The 22,017-nt window shown below is 72.7% G+C and carries 16 protein-coding genes, 3 tRNA genes and 1 pseudogene; 7 read left to right on the forward strand and 13 right to left on the reverse strand.

Annotation, left to right across the window (positions count from 1 at the left end; genetic code table 11):
- Positions 1–276 precede the first annotated feature (276 nt).
- The 3 genes and pseudogenes from ADK52_RS15975 to ADK52_RS15985 all read left to right on the forward strand — a co-directional run bounded on the left by ADK52_RS15975 (position 277) and on the right by ADK52_RS15985 (position 1,427).
- Positions 277–627 (forward strand): hypothetical protein, encoded by a 351-nt coding sequence (locus ADK52_RS15975; RefSeq protein ID WP_053690479.1) that lies wholly within the window; start codon positions 277–279, stop codon positions 625–627.
- A gap of 144 nt (positions 628–771) precedes the next feature.
- Positions 772–1,363 (forward strand): annotated as a pseudogene (locus tag ADK52_RS15980) (hypothetical protein).
- Positions 1,354–1,427 (forward strand) — tRNA-Lys (locus ADK52_RS15985). The pseudogene ADK52_RS15980 and the gene ADK52_RS15985 overlap by 10 nt, the downstream one beginning before the upstream one ends.
- 99 nt (positions 1,428–1,526) lie before the next feature.
- On the opposite strand, the gene ADK52_RS15990 is transcribed toward ADK52_RS15985, so the two are convergent.
- Positions 1,527–2,762, reverse strand: coding sequence for a M6 family metalloprotease domain-containing protein (locus ADK52_RS15990; protein WP_053690481.1), 1,236 nt, complete (start codon positions 2,760–2,762; stop codon positions 1,527–1,529).
- Positions 2,763–3,107: 345 nt separating this feature from the next.
- Between ADK52_RS15990 and ADK52_RS15995 the strand changes: the two genes are divergently transcribed.
- Together ADK52_RS15995 and ADK52_RS16000 are read left to right on the forward strand one after the other, a co-directional pair.
- A complete protein-coding gene (locus ADK52_RS15995) occupies positions 3,108–4,937 on the forward strand; it encodes a putative bifunctional diguanylate cyclase/phosphodiesterase (RefSeq protein WP_420714913.1) in 1,830 nt (609 codons plus the stop codon).
- A 136-nt stretch (positions 4,938–5,073) separates the two neighbouring features.
- Entirely contained in the window at positions 5,074–5,640 is a 567-nt protein-coding gene (locus ADK52_RS16000) for an ALF repeat-containing protein (RefSeq protein WP_053690483.1), read from the forward strand.
- Positions 5,641–5,775: 135 nt separating this feature from the next.
- Here ADK52_RS16000 and ADK52_RS16005 read toward each other — a convergent pair whose 3' ends face one another.
- Together ADK52_RS16005 and ADK52_RS16010 are read right to left on the reverse strand one after the other, a co-directional pair.
- A complete protein-coding gene (locus ADK52_RS16005; protein ID WP_053690484.1) occupies positions 5,776–7,473 on the reverse strand; it encodes a glycosyl hydrolase family 18 protein in 1,698 nt (565 codons plus the stop codon).
- 258 nt (positions 7,474–7,731) lie between these two features.
- Positions 7,732–8,880 (reverse strand): LLM class flavin-dependent oxidoreductase, encoded by a 1,149-nt coding sequence (locus tag ADK52_RS16010; protein ID WP_053690485.1) that lies wholly within the window; start codon positions 8,878–8,880, stop codon positions 7,732–7,734.
- A gap of 230 nt (positions 8,881–9,110) precedes the next feature.
- On the opposite strand from ADK52_RS16010, the gene ADK52_RS16015 reads away from it, so the two are divergent.
- Positions 9,111–9,869: an IclR family transcriptional regulator gene (locus ADK52_RS16015; protein WP_053690486.1), complete on the forward strand. Its 759-nt coding sequence runs from the start codon at positions 9,111–9,113 to the stop codon at positions 9,867–9,869.
- 113 nt (positions 9,870–9,982) lie between these two features.
- On the opposite strand, the gene ADK52_RS16020 is transcribed toward ADK52_RS16015, so the two are convergent.
- The 5 genes from ADK52_RS16020 to ADK52_RS16040 form a co-directional block, all read right to left on the reverse strand.
- Positions 9,983–10,056: transfer RNA gene (locus ADK52_RS16020), tRNA-Lys, on the reverse strand.
- 73 nt (positions 10,057–10,129) lie between these two features.
- On the reverse strand, positions 10,130–11,815 hold the full coding sequence (locus ADK52_RS16025) for an AMP-binding protein (protein WP_053690487.1): 1,686 nt from the start codon (positions 11,813–11,815) through the stop codon (positions 10,130–10,132).
- A gap of 26 nt (positions 11,816–11,841) precedes the next feature.
- Entirely contained in the window at positions 11,842–12,462 is a 621-nt protein-coding gene (locus tag ADK52_RS16030) for a lytic polysaccharide monooxygenase auxiliary activity family 9 protein (RefSeq protein WP_420714914.1), read from the reverse strand.
- 205 nt (positions 12,463–12,667) lie between these two features.
- On the reverse strand, positions 12,668–15,016 hold the full coding sequence (locus ADK52_RS43690) for an SPFH domain-containing protein (RefSeq protein ID WP_234343849.1): 2,349 nt from the start codon (positions 15,014–15,016) through the stop codon (positions 12,668–12,670).
- An 11-nt stretch (positions 15,017–15,027) separates the two neighbouring features.
- Complete coding sequence (locus ADK52_RS16040; RefSeq protein ID WP_053690508.1) at positions 15,028–16,452, reverse strand: peptidoglycan-binding protein; 1,425 nt, start codon at positions 16,450–16,452, stop codon at positions 15,028–15,030.
- A gap of 255 nt (positions 16,453–16,707) precedes the next feature.
- Between ADK52_RS16040 and ADK52_RS16045 the strand changes: the two genes are divergently transcribed.
- A tRNA-Lys gene (locus tag ADK52_RS16045) sits at positions 16,708–16,781 on the forward strand.
- 64 nt (positions 16,782–16,845) lie between these two features.
- On the opposite strand, the gene ADK52_RS16050 is transcribed toward ADK52_RS16045, so the two are convergent.
- The 5 genes from ADK52_RS16050 to ADK52_RS16070 form a co-directional block, all read right to left on the reverse strand.
- The gene (locus tag ADK52_RS16050; RefSeq protein ID WP_053690488.1) at positions 16,846–17,520 is read right to left on the reverse strand and encodes a class F sortase; all 675 of its coding nucleotides are present in this window, start codon (positions 17,518–17,520) and stop codon (positions 16,846–16,848) included.
- 10 nt (positions 17,521–17,530) lie between these two features.
- Entirely contained in the window at positions 17,531–18,223 is a 693-nt protein-coding gene (locus tag ADK52_RS16055; protein WP_053690489.1) for a hypothetical protein, read from the reverse strand.
- 79 nt (positions 18,224–18,302) lie between these two features.
- Entirely contained in the window at positions 18,303–19,082 is a 780-nt protein-coding gene (locus ADK52_RS16060) for an HAD-IIA family hydrolase (RefSeq protein WP_053690490.1), read from the reverse strand.
- A 140-nt stretch (positions 19,083–19,222) separates the two neighbouring features.
- Positions 19,223–20,767 carry an alkaline phosphatase family protein gene (locus tag ADK52_RS16065; protein WP_053690491.1) on the reverse strand — a complete coding sequence of 515 codons (1,545 nt, stop codon included), beginning with the start codon at positions 20,765–20,767 and terminating at the stop codon, positions 19,223–19,225.
- 134 nt (positions 20,768–20,901) lie between these two features.
- On the reverse strand, positions 20,902–21,996 hold the full coding sequence (locus ADK52_RS16070) for a 2-aminoethylphosphonate ABC transporter substrate-binding protein (protein ID WP_053690492.1): 1,095 nt from the start codon (positions 21,994–21,996) through the stop codon (positions 20,902–20,904).
- Between the last annotated feature and the right edge of the window lie 21 nt (positions 21,997–22,017).

A 22,017-nucleotide genomic window follows, 5' to 3' on the forward strand; every position in this document is an offset into this window, starting at 1 on the left:
CGCCCGGCCGGCGGCGGCATGACGCCGGACGGAGTCCGGCACACCGCCGGAGGCGGCCAATGAAACAGCCCCGGACGGCTGGGAGGCCAACCACTCGGTCCTGGCCCACCTCGCGGAACACCGGGTCCCCTGGAAGCCCTGAGGCCGCCCGGCCGGCGGGGCTGCCAGGGGTGCAGCCCCGGAGGCCCTGACGGGCCCGAAGGCGGCGCTCTTGCGCGGCGTTGGACAATGGAGGGTGGCCCGGAAGGATCCCGAACGCGCAGCAGGAGGACACGCATGGCAGAGCCCGAGCGGACGACCGAGCGGAAGCTGCGGCCCGCGCCGCTGCTCTTCGAGCCCTCGGAGGCCGCCACGGACCCGGAGCACTTCTTCGACCTGGAGTCGATCGAGGACCCGCGGGAGCTGCTGGCCCGCGCCACCGAGCTGACGCTCGCCTTCCGGGCGGCGCAGGAGCGGGCGGTGGAGTTCCAGGCGCTGGCCGCCGCGCAGCTCGCCGATCCGCGGCGGTTCGACCGGGTGCCGCCCGCCGAGATCGCCGCGCAGGCGGACTGGACCGAGGACTACGCGCTCAAGATGATCGAGTTCGGCGAGTCCCTCCAGCGCGAGGCGGGCCCGGACACCCCGTAGCCGAGACCGCCGGGTGCGGCGGATATCGCTTTCGACGTCGCACCTGGCATATGCGGGGCGCAACATAGCCCACCATCCCCCGCCCTGTCCCGGTTTTCCGTAACTCCCGGAAACCGGATCGCTACGCCCGGTAGACCGGTCCGCATGACGACGCTGACGACACTGACGACGGCACCCGCCTGCCCCGCCCCGCACGACGCACGCACCGCCACCCACGTCACCCCCCAGGGCGCCGCCTGGCTCGCCTCCGCGTCCGCCCACCCGCACAGCACCCTCGCGCGCTGGGAGGCCCGGGCCACCGCCCCCGCCGTGCTGCCCTGCGGGACCGCCTTCGACGTCGTCAACGTCCCGCTCGTCCTCGGCCGCCGCATGCTCGACCTGCTCTGGGCCGAGGGCCCCGGCTCCGGGCCCGTGGCCGTGCACCGCGGGCGGATGCTGCTGTTCACCTCCACCGGGACCGCGCACCGCCTCCCCGCGCTGCTCGCCTGGGAGGAGTGGGGCGGCTCCGTGCCCGCGCCGCTGTGCCACGGCCGCGGCGACGCCGTCACCGTGCCGCCGCTCGACGCCACCCCCGGGCCCTCCCGCTGGGTCGTCGCCCCCGACACCCGCACCCCCTGGCTGCCGGGACCCGAGGCGCTCCTGTGGGCGTACCTCCGCGCCGCCCGAGCTGCGGATATCGATTTTTCCTTCCGGCCATCCGCCTGCTAATGTCTTCCTCGTCAGCAAGCGCCGCTAGCTCAGTTGGTTAGAGCAGCTGACTCTTAATCAGCGGGTCCGGGGTTCGAGTCCCTGGCGGCGCACAGACGGAAGAAGGCCCCCACGCGAGCACAGACGGAAGAAGGCCCCCACGCGAGTGGGGGCCTTCTTCGTGTTCCGGCGTGCGTTCCGGCAGAACCCCACTACGTGGTGATCTTCACCGTGTACGCGCCCGACGGGGTCCGGTCCGCCACCTCGATCCTGATCCGCTCGCCCGGCACCGTGAACGACTCCCCCACCTCCAGCGGCGCGTCCGCCAGCGGCGGGTACACCGAGCGGTCCCAGCAGGCCTCCGAACCCGGATGCCCGTCGAGCACCTCGATCGGCCCGCCGCCCGACGCCGCCTCGTTGCGCACCCGGTAGACCAGGACCCCCTCCGTACAGGTGTCCCCGTCGTTGCCGGCCGAGCCCCGCGCCTCGACCGCGATCGCGCTCCCGGTGCCCGTACGGACCACCGCGAGCCGGGTCCCGCCCGTGGCGCCGGGGGCCGGGGCCTGGGCCAGCGGCAGCAGGGTGTGCAGCGAGGAGCCGGACTGCACGCAGTCCACCTGGGAGGAGTCCAGCCAGCCGAGCTTCCACTTGTGCCAGGCGAACAGGTCCGGCGCCATCCCGAACTGGCTGCCCATGACGTCCCAGTCGCCGACGTACGTGTCCCAGTCGCCCTTGCCGTCGGTCGGCCGGTGGTAGAGGTCGGGCAGGTCGAAGACGTGCCCGGTCTCGTGCGCGAGGACGTTGCGGTCCGGCGGGTGGCGCTCGAAGACGGTCACGATCCGCCGCAGGTCCGTCCCGTCCGCCCGGATCGGCCGGTCGAAGTTGACGACCTTGGTGGCGTCCGAGTCCACTCCGGGCGCGTCCGGGTCGGCGACGAAGTACACGACGTCGTACTGCGAGAAGTCCACCTCCCGGTCGGCGGCCGCGACCGCGTCCCGCAGGTAGGCCGCCCGGTCCTGGGCCGCCCAGTCACGCTGTATCCCGTACGCCGTCGACGGCTTGGGCATCTGGATCCACCGCTCCTGCGGGTGCGGCTCCAGACGGAACCTCCCGTACGAGGCCCGTTCGAAGAAGTCGCTGGTCGCGGGGAAGTAGTCGCCGGTCAGCTGCTCGGTCGTGAGGGTGGTCCGGTGGTCGGGGAAGGAGAGGAAGACCATGACCGCGTGGAGGGTGCGCTCCGGCTTGGGGTAGGAGCGGTTCCAGGTGTCGAGCCCCAGGGAGTGGTGCGCCGAGGTGCGGGCCAGGGCGCACGGCCCGGCCCCCGGATCGGCGACCGCGGGACCCGCGACGAGCGACATGGCGGCGAGTGCCGTCAGGGAGGTGAGCGCCGCCGCCGTGCTTCTCATGCGGGAGCGTTCCACTCCCCCGGGTGTCTCCTGTCGCGGCACATCGACCTCCGGTGGTGGATTCGTACCCTCTCGTCCCACCCTGAGGCGATTGTCTTACTAATGCCCTGTTCCGCTGCCCCACACGAGTGAGCGCTACGGCAAGCCGGTGACTCGGGGGTTCACCCACATGCCTACAGAACGTCACGACCGATCACCGGAGATCATCGAGGAGCTTTCGCTGCTCAGAGGCGTGCAGAAACGATCGCCCGGGATCCGTCCGGCGGGGCGTCAGCACGCCGAAGTCCCGTGCCCCGCACGGCGACGCCGCTGGATAGGGCCGTACGGTGCCTCTATGATCGGCACACTTTCCTGCACGGACACTCACGAGCACTGCGGGAGCCAACGGTGAGCGGAACCTCAGAGGGAACCGGTTCGGCGGCCGACAGCATCCGATCGGCCATTACGGAGCGTCACCAAACAGTGCCGGCCATGCCGACAACGCCGACCCGCACCGAGTCCGACCTGCGCGATTACCGGGCCGCCTTCAACGCGGCCCACCTCGCGATGGCCGTCGTCGACCGCTCCGGCCACGTCGTCGCCGCCAACGAGGCGCTGGCCGGGCTCCTCGGGAGCGAGCCGCACGCGCTCGTCGAGCAGAACGCGGCCGACCTGGTCGACCTGGGTGCCGAGGCCCGTACCTGGCAGGCGTACCAGGAGGTGCTCCGCGGCCGGCAGGCCAGACTGCGCTGCACCCGCCGGCTCAAACACCCCGACGGGCACTCCCTGTGGACCGAGGTCACCCTCGGACCCGTGCCCGGCACCCGGGACGTGCTGCTGTCCGTCGCCGACATCAGTGACCGCCGCGACCTCCAGGCCCGGCTGCGCCACCTCCAGATGCACGACCCCGTGACCCGGCTGCCCAACCGGGCGCTGTTCTTCGAGCGGCTCTCCGCCGCCCTGGAGGCCTCCTCGTACGAGCAGGGCGGCACCGGGCGGATCGGCCTGTGCTACCTCGACCTCGACGGGTTCAAGGCCGTCAACGACACCCTGGGACACCGGGTCGGCGACCGGCTGCTGACCGCCGTCGCGGCCCGGCTGACGCAGTGCGCCGACCAGTCCGGGTACGGGCGCACCGGCGGGCACCTCGTGGCCCGTCTCGGCGGCGACGAGTTCGCCCTGCTGGTCGAGGACTCCACCGGCACCGAGCAGCTCACCGACCTGGCGCGCAGCGTACTGGCCGCCGTACAGGAGCCGTTCGACCTGGCCGGGCAGCGGCTGTCGGTCTCGGCGTCGATCGGCGTGGTGGAGCGGGCCGCGGACGGGACCTCGGCGACCGGGCTGATGCAGGCCGCGGACACGACCCTGTACTGGGCGAAGGCGGACGGCAAGGCCCGCTGGACGCTGTTCGACCCGGAGCGCAACGCGCACCGCATGACCCGCCAGGCACTGACCTCGACCCTGCGGCCGGCCGTGGAGCGGGGCGAGTTCGCGCTGGAGTACCAGCCGCTCGTCGACCTGGAGAGCGGGGCGGTGCGCGGGGTGGAGGCACTGGTCCGCTGGAACCACCCCCAGTTCGGCACGCTGACGCCGAATCGGTTCATCGGTATCGCCGAAGAAGACGGGTCCATCGTCCAGTTGGGGCGGTGGGTGCTGCGGACCGCCTGCCGGCAGGCCCGGCGCTGGCAGATCGAGCGGCCCAGCGACTCCCCGGTCTTCGTCTCCGTCAACGTGGCGGTCCGCCAGGTGTGGGACTCCGACCTCGTCGGCGACGTGGCGGGGATCCTGGCCGAGACCGGACTGGCCCCGCAGCTGCTCCAGCTGGAGCTGACCGAGTCGGCGGTGATGGGCTCCGCCGGCCGGCCGCTCCAGGCCCTCCAGGCGCTGAGCGACATGGGCGTGCGGATCGCCATCGACGACTTCGGCACCGGGTACTCGAACCTGGCGTACCTGAGCCGGCTGCCGGTGTCCGTGCTGAAGCTGGACGGCTCCTTCGTACGGGGCTTCCGCTACGAGGAGGGCACCCACCCGAACCCGGCCGACGAGACCATCGTCGAGGCCCTCGTGCAGCTCGCGCACCGGCTCGGGCTGACCGTGACGGCGGAGTGCGTGGAGACCGCCGGCCAGGCGGCCCGGCTGCGCCGCGTCGGCTGCGACACGGGCCAGGGCTGGCTGTACTCGCGCGCGGTGGCCCCGGAGCTGATCGCCGAGATGATCGGCACCCACCCCGGGGCCTGAAGCCGTGGAGAGGGCGGTCACGATCGCTCGGCCATAACCGGAATCCGCCTACCGGAGCCGGTGCGCCTGAATACCCTTGCAACGATCTTGTCGCTGCCCCGGATCGGGGCGCGATCCGTTCGATCGAGGGGGAACCATGAATCCGACCCGAGCCGCACTCGTCCTGACCGCGACCGCGCTGGCCCCGGTCCTGCTGCTCTCCACGCCGTCCTTCGCCGCGGGCACGGCGGCCGCGCCCACCGCCGCGGCGGTGGCCACGATCCAGGACTCGGACGCGGACAACGCGGTCGCCATCGCCAAGCTGCTGGCGGACCCCGCCAGCGGCAAGGCCGTGAAGCGCGAGGCCCAGAAGGCCCTGGACGGCACCGCTGCCGACCGGGTCGCCTTCCTGACCACCGGCCTCGCGATCGCCCAGGACGAGGACAACATGGTCGCCATCGCCAAGATCCTGGCCGACCCCGCCACCGGCAGGGGCGTCAAGCGGGAGGCCAACAAGGCCATGAACGGCACCGCCGCCGACCGGGCCGCCTTCCTGAAGACGGGCTTCCGGCTCGCCCAGGCCGAGGACGACCGCGTCGCCGTCGGCCGGATCCTGGCCCGCCCCGGCATCAGCGACGCCCTGCGCGCGGCGGCCCAGAAGGCCATGGACGGCACGCCGGAGGAGCTGCGGTACTTCATCACGGTCGGCCAGTACCAGGTCTGACCGCCGGCGGCAGCCCTCGCCGGGGGAACGTCCCGTCCGCGCCGAGCGCCGCGTCCGACCCTGTGACACACCTCCGCCCCGCACCCGGAGTGCGGGGCGGGGCGGGGGCGTCGCTCGGCGCGGGGTGGGGGGAGATCAACAGGCGCCGAGGTCCTTCCAGACACCCCACTCACCCGTGGTGCCCGGGGTCTCGTTCTGCGTCCACCACTGGGCCTTGTACTTGCGGCCGTTGTAGGAGACCTCCTGGCCACCGGTGTAGACGGTGCCCGCGACGTACGCCGGGGTCGAGCCGCAGCCCGTGGTCGGCGGGGTGGTCGGCGGCGTCGTGGGCGGGGTGGTCGGCGGAGTCGTCGGGGGCGTGGTGGGCGGGGTCGTCGGCGGTTGCGTGGTGCCGCCGAGTGCGCCCGAGATCTGGTTCAGCAGCGTGGTGTTGTCGTCCAGGCCGAGCAGGGAGTACATCATCGCGCCGGCCAGGCCGCGCTGCTTGCCGTAGTCGACCCGGGCCTGGATCGCCTTCTGGTTCAGGCCGGTGAAGAACTCGCCGTCCTTGTAGAAGTACGAGGCCTTGGCCTGGTCGTCCCAGAAGGTGGTCGCCGGGTTGTCGACGATCCCGCCGAGCTCCTTGTAGTTGGCGATGCCGGCCTGCTGGCTGGTGGGCCGGGCACCGGAGGCGCCGGTCGCGCTCTGCGCGAGGCCGTTGGCCGCCCCGGCGGGGACGCCCTTCCAGCCGCGGTAGTAGAACTCGTAGCCCAGCGTCAGCTTGTCGGCCGGGAAGCCGCCGGCGATGCCGTAGGCCGGCTTGCCGTCGATCCAGGAGTCGATGGCGTTGTCGATGCTGTACTTCTCGGTGCCCGGGGCGATCGGGTCGGTGGGGTCGCCGGCCGGGGAGTAGAGCGGGGACTGGTGGTAGGTCGGGCCGTCGCCGTCCCAGGCGCCGTGCATGTCGTACGTCATGATGTTCGCGTAGTCGAGGTACGAACCGATCTTGTCCGTCTCGATGTACTTGATCTTGTCCTGGCCGGCCGGGAGGGCGGAGGTCAGCAGGTACTTCTTGCCGCCGTTGGCCGCGCCGTAGGCGTCGAGCTGCTCGCGGAACTCCTTGAGCAGGAGCGTGAAGTTCTGCTTGTCCTCGGGGGCGTAGTGGTTGCCCAGGTGGCCGCCGGAGGAGCCGGGGTACTCCCAGTCGATGTCGATGCCGTCGAAGATGCCGGCCGCCGCGCCCGGGCCGCCGTAACCGCCCTCGACCGGCAGGTTGCCCTTGATGTACTGGTCGATGCAGGAGGAGACCAGCTTCTTGCGGGAGGCGTCGGTCTTCGCCGCGTCGCTGAAGTACTTCGAGTACGTCCAGCCGCCGATCGAAATGTTGATCTTCAGGTTCGGGTACTTGGCCTTCAGCTGCTTGAACTGGTTGAAGACGCCGACGATCGGCTGGTCCCACTTGTCGGCGACGCCGCTGACGCTGTCCGCCGCACTGAAGGACTTCTGGTAGTCGGCGTACGAGTCGCCCGCGCCGTCACCGGCGTTGGGGTTGTTGTCGTCGCCCGCCGCCTTGTTCGCCTCGAAACAGGTGAGGTTCGTCGGGTGGATGTTGCCGAACGAGTAGTTGATGACGTCCAGCTTGCCCGCTATGCCGCGGGTGTCGAGGTGCTTGGGGTAGAAGGCGTTCCCGTACACGCTCCACTGGTCGTAGTAGGCGATCTTCACGTTGCCGCCGCCCGCGGCGGTGGCGGAGTCTGCGGCCTGTGCGGTGCCGAGCCCCGCGAAGCCCGCCATCGCTCCGGCTGCCAGCGCGGCCGTGGCGGCGGCCGCGATGAGGGGTTTACGGATGTGCATGAACTGCCTCCGGGGGGTGGGAGGGGGAAGCGAGAGGTTCGGGTGGGAGAAGTGATAGCGATCACCGGAGGTCCGAGTCAATGGTTTGGACCAAAGAAGGACTAGACCACTCGCCGGGCAAATCCCCTCGTCAGAGCCCTGCGCGCATACGAAAAACCGCTCGCCACCCCGGGTGACGAGCGGTTTAAGGCTGTCTTATGGACATCTCCGCGCAAGGTTGCGGCAACAGACCAGCCGAACGGCGGTCCGTGCCGTCCGTCAGCTCGCGGGAGTCTCCACCGGCATCCCGTACGCGTCCGCGACGAGTTCGTAGGAGCGCAACCGGGCCGCCCCGCTGTGGGCGTTGGAGGTCAGCATCAGCTCGTCGGCGCCCGTCCGCTTGGCCAGGTCGTCGAGCCCGGAGCGGACCTCGTCGGGCGTGCCGTGGACGACGTTCGCGAGCCAGCCGTCCACGAACTCCCGCTCCAGCGGGGAGAACCCGTACGCCGCCGCCTCCTCGGGCGTCGGGATCAGCCCGGGCCGGCCGCTGCGCAGCCGCAGCATCGACAGCGCGCCCGTGAGCACCTGGGCGCGGGCCTGCCCTTCGGTGTCGGCGGCGAGCGCCGAGACCCCGATCACGGCGTACGGGGCGTCCAGTACGGCCGAGGGGCGGAAGGTCTGCCGGTAGAGGTCCAGCGCGGGCAGGGTGCCGGCCGCCGAGAAGTGGTGGGCGTACGCGAAGGGCAGGCCGAGCTCGGCGGCGAGGCGGGCACTGAACCCGGAGGAGCCGAGCAGCCACAGCGGCGGCCGCCCGGCGGGGCCCTGCACGGGACCCGGCACCGCGTGGACGCGGGCGTACGGATGCCCGTCGGGGAAGTCGTCGTCGAGGAAGCGGGTGAGCTCCACGAGCTGCCGGGGGAACTCCTCGGCGGCCTCGTCGAGACGGCCGCTCCCCCGCAGGGCCGCGGCGGTGCGGCCGTCGGTGCCGGGCGCGCGGCCGAGCCCGAGGTCGACCCGGCCCGGGGCGAGCGCCTCCAGGGTGCCGAACTGCTCCGCGACGGCGAGCGGCGCGTGGTTGGGCAGCATGACCCCGCCCGAGCCGAGCCGGATGCGGGAGGTGTGGGCGGCGAGGTGGGCCAGGATCACCGCCGGGGAGGAGCTGGCCACGCCGGGCATGGAGTGGTGCTCGGCGACCCAGTGGCGGTGGTAGCCGCGGGACTCGGCGAGGCGGGCGATGTCGACGCTCGTACGCAGGGAGTCGTAGGCGGTACTGCCGCTGCCGACCGTGACGAGGTCGAGCACCGAGAGCGGGACCGGCGCGTGGCCGCGTATCGCGCCCCGGATCGGATCCTCGCCGCCTCGGCGGCCCCCGGGATCTTCGCGGCCGTCCCGGTCCGCACCCCGACCCGCGTCCCCGGTGTCACTCATAGTCGCTCCCGCCTCGCTTCGCCGTCCGTACGAAGAACTCGAACCATCGGCGGCGCGCGGGCATTCCCGGCGTTCGCGGGCAGCGGGCGTGACCTTGGCATATGCCAGCGGAGTAGACGGAGGCAGGAGGGCGTGATCGAGCCATCAATCTCATCAACAGGCGCTCCACGTGGGCCTCTTGATGGCTATCGTGGTAGGGCAAGCGGTAACAACCTGCTAGGGGGAAAACCGTGGCGCTGAAGCCCGAGCCGACCGCGCCGTTCCACTCGGTGCAGTACGCCCTGCGCGTACTCGAAACGATCGCCCGCCACACCGGCGGTGTGACCGATGTACAGATCGCGCGCGAGACCGGCCTGCCCGCCGTCCATCTCGCCCCCATGCTCCTCATGCTGCGCCGCGAGGGGTACGTACTCCAGGTGTCCGACGGCGCCTACGCCATAGGCGACTCCCTGGTGCTGCTCGGCTCCGGCATAGACCGGCAGCAGGCGCTCCAGAACAAGCTCCAGGACACCCTGGACCGGCTCCGGGACTCGGTGGGCGCGGCGGTCTACATCAGCCGGTACGTGGACGGCGAAGTGAAGATCACGCAGTTCGCGGACAGCCCGCGCACCCCGAAGGTGCACGAGTGGGTCGACTTCCGCTCCGCGGCGCACGCCAGCGCGGTCGGCAAGTGCCTGCTGACGCAGCTCGACCAGAACGGGCGGCGCGACCACCTCTCGCGGCACAAGATCGCCCGGCTCACGTCGAAGACGATCGTGAACGAGCGGATCCTCTTCTCCAAGCTGGACGCCCAGCCGGCCACGGTTCCGGTGCTGGACCTCCAGGAGTACGCGGTGGGCACCGTCTGCGCCGCGGTACCGATCACGGCCGGGGCCTCGGTGGGCTGCCTGGCCCTGTCGATGCCGGTCGAGCACGCGCACCGGCTGCGGGCCGCGGCGGAGGCGCTGAACCGGAAGGCCGCGCCCCTGCTGCTGTCGCTCACGCTCTGAGGGCCGGGCCGCGAGCGCCGGGCCCGGGCGGCCGTGACGCGCGGAAGGCCGGAGCGGAACCGGAAAACACTTCGGGCGGTTCCCGGTGAACCGGGAACCGCCCGAAGTACAGGTGCGCCGCCAGGGACTCGAACCCCGGACCCGCTGATTAAGAGTCAGCTGCTCTAACCAACTGAGCTAGCGGCGCCTGACAGAGAAAATACTACCTGGTCCTCAGGGGTGCTCAAAACCAATACCCGGGGGGCGCCGCGGATCGCCGATCAGCGCTCCAGGAGCTCGCCCCGGCCGTGCGCCGCGTACGCCGCCAGCAGCCCGGCGAGGTCCGCCGGTCCCAGGAGGCGGTAGCCGGAGCCGCCCGGCGGGGACCACCAGACCGGGTCCGGGCAGCGGAAGCCGGAGCGGCGCAGGGCGGCCCGGTGGATCTTGTTGGTCGCCGTCACCGGCATGGACTCCACGATCCGGACGTAGCGCGGGGACATCTTCGTGCCCAGGTCCGGCTGGGCGGCCAGGAACGCGGAGAACGCCTCCGGCGAGAACCGCTCCCCCTCCTCCAGGGCCACCGCCGCCATCACCTGGTCGCCGGCCACCTCGTCCGGCACCGCGTACACGGCGACCGCGGCCGCTGCGGACCAGCGCGCCAGGACGTTCTCGATCACCGCCGCGGCGAGGTTCTCGCTGTCGACCCGCAGCCGGTCGTCCGTACGGCCCGCGAAGTAGAGGAAGCCGTCCGCGTCGCGGAAGAAGAGGTCGCCCGTCCAGTACCAGCCGTCGCGGGTCCGCGCGGCCTGCGCCTCGGGGTTGCGCCAGTAGCCCTCGAACAGGCTCCGGCCGCGGTTGACCAGCTCGCCGATCGCCGCGGAGCCGTTGAGGAGGCGGCCCCGCCCGTCCAGGACGGCCGGCGGGCACTCCGCTCCCGTCTCCGGATCGATCACCGCCAGGTCGTCGCCCGCCCCGGCCCGGCCCAGGGCGCCCGGCGGGGTGTCCGGGGTGCGCTGGACGGAGGCGCCGCCCTCGGTGGCCCCGTACCCCTCCACCAGCCGGACCCCGAACCGCTCGGCGAAGCGGGCCGCGTCCACCGCGCCGGCCTCGGTGCCGAAGCCGAGGCGCAGGCAGTGGTCGCGGTCGTCGGGGCGGGGCTCGGTGGCCAGCAGGTACTGGACGGCCCGGCCGACGTAGGTGAAGTACGTCGCCCCGTACGCGCGGACGTCGGCCAGGAACGCGGAGGCCGAGAAGCGGGGGCGCAGCGCCACGGCCGCGCCACCGGCGAGGGCGGGCAGCCAGTCGGCGATGACCGCGTTGCCGTGGAAGAGCGGCATGCAGACGTAGTGGACGTCGTCGGCGGTGACCGAGAACTGCCGGACCAGCGAGTGCGCGGCGGCGGCCAGCCGGCCCTGGCTGCAGAGGGCGGCCTTGGGGGCGCCGGTGGAGCCGGAGGTGAAGTAGAGGAGGAAGCGGGAGCCGGGGGCGGGGGCGGCGAGCACCGCCTCGCCCGGCTTCGCGCCCGCGTACGGGGCGAGCAGGGCGGCGTACTCCTCGGAGTCGGTCACGAGGATCCGTACGCCGGGCAGGTCGAGCCCGCGCAGCAGCGGCAGGTGGGCGCGCTCGGTGACCAGGATCCGGCAGTCGGTGTGCAGGATGTCGCGCGCCAGCTCGGGACCGCGCCGGGTGGGGTTGATCCCGGCGACGGCGGCCCCGGCGAGGGCCGCCGCGCCGAGCCAGAACGGGAACTCGGGGGTGTTGTCGAGCAGGACCCCGATGTGCGGTTCGGCGCCCTGGTCCGCCGGCAGGAGGTCGACGAGCAGTGCGGCGCGCGCGGCGGCCTCCTGGGCGCTCCGGTGGCGGCTGAGGACGGCGGTGTGCGTGCTGCCGCCGTACATCAGCCCCGGCCGGTGGTCGCCCCATTGGCGCGCTATGAGCTCCGCGACGGTTTCGGGTGTCGTCCGCATGCCGCCGGAGGGTAGCTGACGTCTCGTCAGAACTGAACGTCGGAGCAGGAGTAGAAGGCCATGGCGGTGTCGTTGACCGTCCAGACGGCCAGGATCATGTGCCGGCCGGTCTTTCCGCTCGGCATGGTGCCCTGGTGGACCGTGGTCATGTCGGGCCGGGCGCCGTTGTAGGTGACGGTGAGGAAGGGCTGGGATTCGAGGGACGCGCGGGTCAAGGGCCTGGTGGGGTCCCAGCCGTTCTTGGTGACGTAGTACTTGAAGTCGGTGGTGGAGTGGTTGGCGGTGAACTGCCACCGGAAGCCGTAGCTCTGCCCGCTGGTCACCTTGGTGGTGGGCCAGGCGCCGCCGCGCGGGTCGTCGAGCTGCGCGAACTCGCTGTGCCCGCCGGAACATATCCGGCCGTCGGCCGGACCGGCGGCGGGGAAGCCCTTGTAGCCCTCGACGCTCTGCGGCTCCCACTGGATCGGGCCGCAGTCGGCGACGGTCTTGTTGGCGCAGAGCTTCTGGCGGCTGATGGGGGTGTCGGTGTAGCCGTGGCTGCTCGCGGTGGGGGCGGTGAGCAGCGCCAGGCCGGCGATGACGCCGAGGCCGAGCGTGGCGGCGCCGGCTCGTCTGGGCAGGTGAACGGGCATGCGGATGGGACGCATGATGCTCCTTGAACGTGGGGGGGAGTCCGATGAGAGCGTGCGCGCAAGCGTGGGGATTCAGGTCTAGACCAAGTACCAGGCTATTGACGGGAGTTGGCCATGTCCAGACCAATGGGAGAACGGGTGGCCCGGCAGATCCCGGCCACCCGTTCCCCGTCCCCTGCGTCCCTCGTCCGACTGTTCGCGTTCTCCGTGTGCCTGTGCCCTACTCCGGACGCCCGGTGTAGAAGGCGACCGTGAGGTCCTTCACGAGGGCCTTGCGCTCGTAGTCGTCCAGCTCGACGAGCCCGCGCGAGGTCAGCCGGTGGACGGTGTCGTCGACCGCGTCCACGACCGAGGTCAGCACCGTGTCCCGGTGCTTGGCGTCGATCGCCGCGACCCGGCGCCTGCGCATGGCCTCGGCGACCTCCGGGGCGTACTCGATCCGGGTCGGCTGGGCCGAGTACACCTCGATCCCGACCGCCTCGGTCTCGGTCGCCAGCATCCGGGTCAGCGCGTCTCCGACGGCCTCGGAGTCGCGCAGCGTCGGGGCGTCCTCGTGGAAGGCGTCGGCGGGCAGCTGGGACAGCACCCGGGCCATGGCCGATTCGACCTGCTCGGCAAGGTACTCGGTGTGGTCCTCGACGGCGAGGGTGGCCCGGGCCGTGTCCTTGACCTGCCAGACGACCTGGACGACGACCCGCAGGGCCAGGCCCCCGGAGTCCACGGCGGGCATGGGCTCGCTGCGCCAGTGCCGCAGCCGGACGTCGACGCGGCGGCGGAGCAGGAGGGGGCTCACCCAGGTGAGGCCGGTACGGCGGACCGTGCCGCGGTAGCGGCCGAAGAGGGTCAGCACCCAGGCATGGCCGGCCTTGGCGCGGCCGAGCCCGCCGAGCGCGAGCAGCGCGACGATGCCGAGGAAGGCGAGCGGGGGCCAGTGGGTGGCGCGGAGCCCCTGGTAGGCGCGGGGGGTCGCGCCGAAGGCGGCCACGAAGGCGGCGGGGACGGCCCCGGCCCGCCAGAGCACCGCCAGGCAGCCGGTGAGCGCGAGCCCGCCGACGCCGACGCCGACCCAGCCGGGCAGTACGGGCCCGCGGTGCTCCCGCAGCCGCTCGTCCCCGCGCGGCACCCGCCGCCCGGGGGCGGGCCGCGCCGCGCCGGGCCGCACGGCGGGGGCCGCTTCCCGGGCGGGCGCCGGGGCCGGCGCCGCGACCGGGCGGGACTCCGCGGGGAACGGCAGGTGCACGGGCACCTCGGTGACGGCTGCCCCGCGCGCGGCCCCGCCCCGCGGCGGATCCTCCGGGTCCCCGTCCGCCATCCCCCGCGCCACGGCCAGCGCGACGATGTCCCCGGCGGCGGGCCCGGGCACCCCGCCGCCGCGGCCCTCCTCCGGGTCCACCTCGGCCTGGGGCTGCGGAACGTACGGGACGTGCGCCGCGGGCCCGGCCTCCGATCCGCCCTCGGGGGCCGCGGGCGGCCAGGGCTCGCCGTACCGCTGCGCGGGGCGGTCCGCCCCCGCCTCGGAACCTGCGCCCGGCCGGACCTGGGGCCGGGTCCGGTCTTCGCCCCGGGGGACGGCGGGCGGCCACGGCTCGCCACGCGTGGGCGCGGGACCGTCCGCGCCCGGCTCCGCCGCGGGGCGGGCCGGGGGCCAGACCTGGGCGTGCGGGGACGGGGGTTCGGCGGCAACGGCCGGGCCGTCGAAGCTCCGCAGGCGCAGGGTGGACACCCCCGGGTGCGCCGTCGGGGCCGGTACGGAGACCGGCGGATCGGGCTCCAGGCCGTACTCGGCACGGTCGCCGGCCCCGGCCAGCGCGTGCACCGGCTCGGGCTCGACCCGGATCCGCGCCGCCGGGACCTCGCTCACGGCGCAGTCCGCCGCCGGGCGCCCGTGCGGGAGGGCTACCCCGCCCGGCCCGGCCACCATCGCGGCGGGGACCCCGGCCACCCAGTCCGGGCCCGCGGGGTCCCCGGCGTCCACGCCCGGAACCGCGGTCGTCGACGCGGGCGGCCGGGCCGGTTCGGCGAGCCCGACGGCCTCGGCCGCCGCCCCGAGCACCCGCTCCGCCGGGGGCTCGGACCCGGAACGGGCCGGGGCCCCGATCGCCGCCGGGGCGGCGTCCCCGGCCGGCACCCCGAACTCCGCACCGGAGCGGGTCGCGTGGACGAGCCGGTCCATGGCTGCGGCGGCGTCGGCGGGAGCCTCGAACGGGGCCGGGATCACGGCCGCGGCCACCGGCTCCGGAGCCGGCCGGGCCACGGCCGGGAGCTCGGGCCGGGCCTCCGGCAGGAGGTCGGCCTCCGGCTCGGGGCGCGCCGCCGGCGGGTCCGGGATCGCGGCCGCGGCAGCGATCGGCTCAGCGGCAGCGATCGGCTCCGCAGCCGGCCGGTCGGCCCGCGGGGCCGGGGCCGGGGCGGGTGCCACGGCGGGTGCCACGGCTTCGGCGGGTGCGGGCGGTGTCGGTTGCGGGCGGAGGGCCGGGGCGTCGCCCGTGGCTCGCATCGCCGGGGCCTGCGGGGGCGCGGGCGGTACCCGGAAGGTGCCCGTCGTCGAAGTGGTGCGCGTGGGGTACATCGTTGCCTCCGTCATGCGAACAGCCGGCGCCAGGTTTCCGGGCCCGGGTAGCCGTCGGCCGCGGCTCCGCGCCAGCCCTGGGCTCGCTGGAAGGCCTCGACGCTGCGACGGTCGGCCTCGCTCCAGCGGGGCCCCGGGCCGGACGTGTAGTTCTTGCCGAAGCCCTTCTTCACCAGCTGGCGGCCAAGGGCGGTGATGAACGGGTTCGAGGACCCGGGGCGGAACACCGACGACCCCGGATAGCCCGGCAGTCCGTCCGCGCTGCCCGGCACCCCGGCCGGACCGCCGGGCGTCCCGGCAGAGCCCGGCGTCCCGGCAGCACCCGGCGCACCGGCGTGCCCCGGCCTGGGGGGTGAGCCCGGGGCGCCCTCCACCGTGGGGCGGATGTCGTTGCCCTTGTGCTCGACCAGAAGTTGCCAGGTGTGCGCGCCCGGGATGCCGTTGGCGTCCGTGCCCGTCCAGCCCTGCGCGCTCTGGAAGGCCTGCGTGGCCAGCCGGTCGGCGTCGCTCCACGCCGTGCTCGCGCCCTTCGGGTAGAAGCGCCGCCCGCCCCGCTCGATCAGCATCCGGCCCAGCTGGGCGACGTACTCGTTGTTCGCGCCCGGACCGAACTGCGTGGCGCCGGGGAAGACCGTCGGGACCACCGGCTTGGGGTCGGTCGCCGCCGGGTCCTCGGCGAGGCCGGCCGTCACCCCGTTGAACCGGTAGGGGACGTACTTCGTCGCGTTGTTCCAGTAGCCGTACGGAGTGGCCCCCGTGCGCGTGTTCGGACGGGTCTGCTCGTAGGCGACGTAGTGCGTGCGCGTCTCGTCGACCCACCCCCCGAAGAGCACCACGTGCGAGCCGTTGGTCGGGTCCGACGGGTTGTGGAAGAGGAGCATGTCCCCCGGCAGCAGCTCCTCCTTCGTGATCTTGGTGGCGAATTTGTCGAGGCTGCCGGTCCACTCGTTCGTACCAAGGTTCCAGGCCATCGAGACGTAGCCGGAGCAGTCCTGCCGGTAGCCGTCCGACCAGTACGTGGACATGCTGTACGGGACCTTCGCGTCCAGCCACACCTTCGCCCGCGTGATGATCGACGCCCGGTCGATCCGCTTGACGGCCGACGGCGCCCCGGGCGCACCCGCCGGCTTCGCCGGAGCCGGGCGTCCGTGCAGCGGGGACCGGCCGCCCTGCGGGGAGCCGGGGGTGTCGAGGGAGACCGGCCCCGGGCCGGGGACCGGGGTGGCCGCCGCCAGGGCCGCCGAACCGCCACCGCCGAGGACCACGCCCGCCGCGGTGGCGAGCACCAGCGCCCGGCGGGCGCCGCGGGCGGCCGGGTGGCCGCCGTCCCGGAGCGGTATGGCCCGCGCGCGGGCGAGGGCACGGCGGCGCTGCGCGCAGCCCGGGCAGACGCAGTCGCCTGCGGGCTCGTACTCCTCGAAAGCGGGCACCGGCATCGGCACCGGCATCGCTGCCGGCTCCATCGGCGCAGGCATCTGCACATGCATCGGAGGCTGGATCGTCATGCGGTTCCGTCCACTCCCCTGCTCGTCGCTGGTCAGGCGGGCCCCACATCTGTCGGGGCATCAGATTCGGCTCGGCCCAGACATATCGTGCACGATAAACCCCTCAAACATGGGTTAATCGGACAAGGCGGGCGCGGCCGGTCACGAGCACCACTGGAGGTGGGGTAGAGTTTTCTCTGTCAGCAGGCGCCGCTAGCTCAGTTGGTTAGAGCAGCTGACTCTTAATCAGCGGGTCCGGGGTTCGAGTCCCTGGCGGCGCACAGACGGAAGAAGGCCCCCACGCGAGAAGGCCCCCACGCGAGTGGGGGCCTTCTTCGTTTCCTCTCACGCCGGCGCGCCGGGCCGGACCCCTCCCGTCAGGTAGGCCGACACGACCACGTTCGCCGTGTACTCCTTGGCCGCCTTGTCGTACGTGCCCCCGCAGGTCACCAGGCGCAGTTCCGCCCGGCCCTTGATCCGCGGGCCGTACGCCCGGTGCGCGTCGAAGCGCGCCCGCTCGTAGACCCGTACGTCCTCGATCGTGAACTCGGCGACCGACCCGTCCGCCCGGACCACCCGCACCGTGTCGCCCGGCCGCGCCGTGCTCAGGCCGTAGAACACCGCCGGCTTCGACGCCGTGTCCACGTGCCCGACCAGCAGCGCGGCCCCGGCCTCGCCCGGCTTGGCCCCGCCGCCCCACCAGCCCACCGTGCCGGGGCGGTCGTACGGCGGCGGCTCGATCGCGCCCTGGGCGTCGAGGCCCCGGGAGACCACCGGCGCCTGGATGCCCATCGACGGTACGTCGACCCGCGCGGGGAGGGACGCCGCCAGCGGGGTGTGCGCCGCGGGCAGCCCCGGGACAGGCAGCGCCGACCCGCCGGCCGGCCCCGACGAGGTGCTCGGCGGGACGCCGGTGATCTCCCGGCCCCACAGCCACAGGCCGAGCACCAGCACGGACCACGCGGCGAAGGTCAGCAGCCGCCCGCCGCCGGAGGACCTCGGCTCCCCCGGGCCCGTCACCGGCGCGCCCTCACTCGCCGCTGCGGCGCCGGCGCAGGGTCAGCGCCCGGAACGCGACGGCCAGCGTGGCCGCGGCGGCCAGCACGGCGCCGATCACGGTGTGCGGGAGGCCGGGGCCCTCGCCGCCGTGGTTCTTCCTGGCCGCCGCCGCCTGGTCCTGCGACTGAGCCTGAGCCTTGGCCTGGTCCTGCGCCGCCTGGGCCGCCCGTACCGCCCGGTCCGTCGCCGCGAGCTCGGCGGACATCCCGCCGCCGCCCGCGTGGACGGGCCAGACGGGCGTCTGGTGGGGGTTCGGCCGGTCGCGGTCGCGCTCCTGTTCGCGGCCGTCGCGGCGGCGGACCACTTCGACGGTGCCGCGGGCGCGGTCCTCGCCCCCGTCACACTTCACCTTGATGTCGTGCCAGCCGGGCTGGGCCGTCGAGCTGATCATCGCGTCACCCGAGAGCGACTTGTCCCCGTCGCGGCCGGAGGACAGGTGGACCTCCGACACGAACACGGCGGATTTGGCCGTCGCCCATTTGTCCTCACAGCCGTGGACGCGCAGCTTGACCTGCGCCCCCGGTTCGGCCTGGCGCGGATCGACCGAGACGCTGCCGCTTTTCTCCTCGCCGGCCGCCAGGGCGGCGGGCGAGGACACGGCGGTGAGCGCCGTCAGGGCGACGGCCACCCCGGTGACACGGAGAGCGAACAGAGCACTGCGCATGGTGAACCTCCTCAACAAGGAGATTCACGCGCGGCGCACCGCTCCGCATCCGGAGCGCCGCGCGCTTGACCCGTTCGGATCAGACGAGATCGACCAGGTCGGCGATCGAGTCGACGGTCTTGGTCGGCCGGTACGGGAACTTCTCGGTGTCCGCAGCGGAGGTCAGCCCGGTCAGCACGAGGAAGGTCTGCATCCCTGCCTCCAGCCCGGCCAGGACGTCGGTGTCCATCCGGTCGCCGATCATCGCGCTGCTCTCGGAGTGCGCGCCGATGGCGTTCAGGCCGGTCCGCATCATCAGCGGGTTGGGCTTGCCGGCGAAGTACGGCTGCTTGCCGGTCGCCTTGGTGATCAGCGCGGCGACGGCGCCGGTGGCGGGCAGCGGGCCCTCGGTGGAGGGGCCGGTCTCGTCGGGGTTGGTGCAGATGAAGCGGGCGCCCGCGTTGATCAGGCGGACCGCCTTCGTCATCGCCTCGAAGCTGTACGTACGGGTCTCGCCGAGGACCACGTAATCGGGCTCGTGGTCGGTCAGGATGTAGCCGATGTCGTGCAGGGCCGTGGTCAGTCCGGCCTCGCCGATGACGTACGCGGTGCCGCCCGGGCGCTGGTCGTCGAGGAACTTCGCGGTGGCGAGCGCCGAGGTCCAGATGTTCTCGACGGGGACGTGGAGGCCCATGCGGGAGAGGCGGGCCTGGAGGTCGCGCGGGGTGTAGATGGAGTTGTTCGTCAGGACCAGGAAGGGCTTGCCGGAGTCGCGCAGCCGCTTGATGAAGGCATCGGCGCCGGGGATCGGGGTGCCTTCGTGGATCAGGACCCCGTCCATGTCGGTGAGCCAGGATTCGATCGGCTTGCGCTCTGCCACTGGATTGTTCTCCGCTCTCGGTGGCCGTACCTCTGACCTGTGACCGCCGACCTGTGGCCTGTGGTCTCTACCACCCTATCGGGGCCGGGCCGTGGACGCCGAGGGCGTCCACGGCCCGGACCTCTGACCGGCCGCGTGGATCAGCCGAGCTTGACGTTGTCGACGGTCCAGTACCAGTTGTTGGTGCCGGCGTAGCGGAAGCGGACCTGGACGTCGGTGGCGCCGGCCGGGACCTGGAGGGTCAGGGACTCCGCCTTGGCGACCGCGTCGGCGGTGTAGCTCTTGACGACCGTGGGCGTACCGCCGTTGTAGGAGACCAGGACCTGGGCGGTCTGGCCGGCCTCGTGGTGGTAGTGGGTCTGGAAGGTCAGGTTCGCGGACGAACCCGTCGTGCCTCCCGTCACCGCCCACTTGGGGGTGATCAGGGTGGAGTCGTAGGAGCCGGTGTGCGACTTGTCGTCCCACTCGTCGGAGTCGGCGACGGCGAACACGTCACGGGAGCGGACGTTCAGCTCGCGCCACTGGTCGCGCTGGGACTGGCTCCAGAACTCGTCGGTCGCGAAGGCCCAGCCGGCCCACTCGGTGACACCGCCGGTGCCCATCTTGGAGTTGTCGACGGACCAGCCGGCCGGCGGGGTGTGCGTGAAGCCCTTCACGCCCGCCGGGATGCCCGTCTCGTCCACGCGGGCCTGGAGGTTGGGGCGGAGGGTGTCGAACGGGTCGTTGTCGTCGGGGGCGTTCAGCGGTATGCCGTCGATCGCCGGGCCGGGGTTGACCCCGACCTGCGCCATCGCGGTGGCCGCCACGTCGACGAGCTTGACGTCATTGCGGACCGAACCGGCCGGGATGCCGGCGCCCTTGGCGATGACGAAGGTGCCGCGCTCCTGGATGGTGGAGCCGCCGTGGCCGCCCGCGTCGGTGTGCCCGTGGTCGGTGGTGACCAGGATCTTCCAGTTCTCCTGGGCGTACGTGGGGCGGTCCTGCACGGCGGTGAGCAGCTGGCCGACCATCACGTCGACGCGGCCGATGGCGTCGAGGTACTGCTGGCTGGCGGCGCCGTACGCGTGCCCGGCGCCGTCGACCTGGCCGAAGTAGACGAACGCGGCGTCCGGGTTCTGGCCCTGCAGTTCGGCGGAGGCCGCGGCGGCGATCTTCGGGTCCTCGGTGCCGTAGCCGTCGCGGTCGCCCTTGAGGCTGAGGCGCTTGTCGACCTTGGCCGAGAAGATCGGCCCGCCCGCGTCGGTGGAGGTGATGGGCTCCCAGTCGGCGGCCGCGTAGGTGTTGAGCGACGGCTTGGCGTTCTCGATGCGGGTCAGGAAGTCGGGGTAGGCCGTGTAGTTCTTGCCGGTGAAGGTGTTGTCCTTCACGCCGTGCTTGTCGGGCCAGACGCCGGTGGCGATGGTGGACCAGCCGGGGCCCGAGGAGGTGGCGGCCATCGGGTTCGCGTAGAGGGTGCTCTTCGCGGTGAGGCCCTGGGCCATCAGGCCTTGCAGGTTGGGGGCGTTGGCGGCCTTGACGCGGTCGAGGACCGTGCCGTCGATGCCGATGACGAGGACCTTGTCGGTGGTGGCGGCGGTGGCGGCGGCCGTCCCGGCGGTGGCGGTGTGGGCGCCGAGGGCGGTGGCGAGCAGGGCCGTGGCGGTGGCGGTCACGGCGAGGGCGCGTCCTGACAGGACAGTGGGCACGTACTCCTCCGGGAGTAATCGTGGGGAAGGCGCGGGTGGGCATGCGCGGGGTCCGGACCGAAGGTGCGGTTTTCGGTCCAGACCCGTTATGCAAGCGTCACTTTCCTGGTCGGGGGTGACCAGGAGGCGACCAATCAGCTGCCGGTCGCCGACTTCCACGCGTCGACGTAGGTCGCCAGGTTCTTGTCGATGTCGGCCCAGTCCGGCTCGAAGACCTCGACGCCGGTCATCAGCTTGGTGAGTTCGACGGCGTTGGCGTCGGTCGGCTTGACGTCGGTGCGCGCGGGGAAGCCGCCGCCGACCTCGCTGACCAGCTTCTGGGCGTCCTCGCTGAGCAGGAAGTCGAGGAGCTTCTTGCCGTTCTCGGTGTGCGGGGCCTTGTCCACCAGGCCGGCCGCGTACGGCAGGGCGAAGGTGGTCGGCTTGCCGCCGTCCTTGGCCGGGAACCAGATGCCCAGGTTCGGCATGGACTTGGACTGCGCGAAGTTCATCTGGACGTCGCCGTTGGCGACGAGCAGCTCGCCCTTGTCGGTCTTCGGCGCGAGCTTGCTGGTGGAGGAGGACGGGCCGACGTTGTTGGCCTGGAGCTTCTTCAGGTACTCCAGCGCCGGCTCCTTGCCGCCGAAGTCGTGCATCGCCTTGACGAGGACGGCGGTGCCGTCGCCCGCGACGCCCGGGGTGGAGTACTGGAGCTTGCCCTTGTACTTGGCGTCCAGCAGCTCTTCCCAGGTCTTGGGCGCCTCCGTGAGCTCCTTCTTGTTGTAGACGAAGCCGAAGTAGTTGTTGACGACCGAGGTCCACTTGCCGTCGGCGGCCTTGTTGGCGCCGTTGACCTTGTCGGATCCCTGCGGCTTGTAGGCCTGGAGCAGGCCCTTGCCGTCCGCCTGCTGGATGAACGGCGGGAGGGTGACGATCACGTCGGCCTGGGTGTTGGTCTTCTCGCGGACGGCGCGCTGCACCATCTCGCCCGAGCCGCCCTCGACGTACTTGACCTCGATGCCGGTCTTCTTCGTGAACTCGGCGAAGACCTTGTCGTACCAGCCGTCGCCCTTCTCGCTCTTGAGGCCGTCGGCGCTGTAGACGGTGACGACCTTCTCGCCGCCGCCCTTGGACTCGGCGGGGGTGGCCGAGCCGCCGCAGGCGGTGAGGCCGCCGGCGAGGGCGAGGCTGCCGGTGACGGCGGCGGTGACACGGAGGAGGCTGCGACGACCGTTGGGGTTTCTGGACATGGGGAAGAACTTCCTTACGGG

Origin of the sequence: Streptomyces sp. WM6372, assembly GCF_001279655.1 — a bacterium.
In the GTDB taxonomy this organism is placed as follows: Bacteria; Actinomycetota; Actinomycetes; order Streptomycetales; family Streptomycetaceae; genus Streptomyces.